The sequence below is a fragment of the Micromonospora sp. NPDC003776 genome, assembly GCF_053605645.1.
In genome coordinates this window covers 1-1,489 of sequence record NZ_JBSGJR010000918.1, presented here as the reverse complement: position 1 = coordinate 1,489, position 1,489 = coordinate 1, and the positions used below count along the sequence as shown (strand labels likewise).

Sequence of the window (1,489 nt, the reverse complement as noted above, 5' to 3'; positions counted from 1 at the left end):
CGTGCCCGGTCCCACCCGCTGGGCGACCGGGCACGTCGCGTTCCCCGTTGATCGTCGCGGACTCGGCACGTCCGGCGGTGCGACCTGGGCGTGCCCCAGCGCAACAGGAGGGAACGAGGCATGACCGAGCTGACCGGCGCCGCGTGGCGCACCAGCAGCCGCTCCAACGACCAGGGCCTCTGCGTCGAGGTGGCGACCAACATGGTCACCGCGCACGGCGTGGTGGGCGTACGCGACTCGAAGGACCCGTCCGGTCCGGCGCTCGCGGTCAGCCCGCCGGGCTGGACGGCGTTCGTCGCCGCGATCCGCGCCGCCGCCTTCCGCGGCTGACCCCGGCGCCCCCGGAACCCGGTGCCCCGCTCGGGGCACCGGTGGTGGAAATGTCACCGCAAGGCTCCCCGTTTCCCGTTCACGCCCCGTACCGTGGACGACACGGGAGGTGCCATGTCGACGGTGACGGTTAGCGCATTCATCGAAGCGCAGGACGTCGACGTGTGGCGGCTCCTCACCGACCTCCCGGCGCGGGCCGAGTGGCTCTCCGCCGTCGGCGCGGTCGACGTGCTGACCCGCGGCCCCTTCGGCCCCGGCACCACCTGGTGCGAGACCCGGGTCCGGCCCGACGGCGCCGCCGAGCCGGAGGAGTTCGTGGTGGTCGAGGCCGTCGCTCCGACCCGGCTGGTGCTCAGCTCGCGGGGCGCCGGGGCGGACTACCGGATCACCTGGCGACTCCAGACGGTCGAACGCCGCCGACGGGGCTGCACCGAGGTCACCGTCGAGCAGCAGGCGGCGCCGACCGCCCCGTACGGCCGGGTGCTGGCGCTGATCCTCGGCGGCCTGGCCGCCCGGGCGGTCGAGGGCGCCCTCCGCCGCGACCTCGCCGACCTCGCCGTGGCGGTCACCCCCAGTCGCTCCGCCGAAGCCGCCTGAGCCGATCCGCCGGCGCCCGGTGTCGGTGGGTAGGGTGCCGGGCGGAGGTGTGGCATGGGGTTGCCCGGGGGGCGGCGGATCGCGGTGGCGCTCGCGGTGGTGCTCGCCGTCGCGGCGGCGGCCGTCGTGGTCCACCGGGTCCTCGCGCCGGCCGAGGTCAGCACGGTCGCCCGGGGCGCGTACCCGGCGGCGCCGAACCCCGGGCCCAGGGTGATCGGCCGGCTTCCGGTGGCCCCGCTGGTCGTGGACGGCCGGCTCCGGGTCTACGCCGGTGCCCGCCAGGTGTACGCCGACCAGCCGGTCGACCGGCGGTACCGGGTGACCCCGTTCTGGTCGTACCGGCGCTGGCCGGCCAAGCTCGACGGGGTGCTCGCCGAGGGCACCACCGTGGTCAGCCGCTGGTCGGACGGGAAGCTGGTGGCGCTGGACGCGCGTACCGGCCGGGTGGCCTGGCGGGCCGACGGGCCGGAGCCCGGCGCGCTGCCGAAGCCACGCCGCACCTACGCCGCGACGGTGTGGGACCCGGCCGGGCTGCACGTCGCGCGGACCGCGGCGGGCCGGT

General features: G+C 76.9%; 2 protein-coding genes and 1 pseudogene. All 3 read left to right on the top strand.

Features of this window, described 5'->3' with window-relative positions; translation table 11 throughout:
• The first annotated feature begins 120 nt into the window (after positions 1-120).
• Positions 121-330, top strand: coding sequence for a DUF397 domain-containing protein (locus tag ACWEVO_RS36375; RefSeq protein WP_452311923.1), 210 nt, complete (start codon positions 121-123; stop codon positions 328-330).
• Positions 331-444: 114 nt separating this feature from the next.
• Positions 445-927 (top strand): SRPBCC family protein, encoded by a 483-nt coding sequence (locus ACWEVO_RS36370; protein ID WP_452311922.1) that lies wholly within the window; start codon positions 445-447, stop codon positions 925-927.
• A 54-nt stretch (positions 928-981) separates the two neighbouring features.
• Positions 982-1,489, top strand: a pseudogene (locus ACWEVO_RS36365) (PQQ-binding-like beta-propeller repeat protein); the annotation flags it as partial.

What these genes read in the sequence shown, in the direction of transcription:
- ACWEVO_RS36375 (WP_452311923.1), top strand. Translation starts at nt 121, where the DNA reads ATGACCGAGCTGACCGGCGCCGCGTGGCGCACCAGCAGCCGCTCCAAC.
- ACWEVO_RS36370 (WP_452311922.1), top strand. Translation starts at nt 445, where the DNA reads ATGTCGACGGTGACGGTTAGCGCATTCATCGAAGCGCAGGACGTCGAC.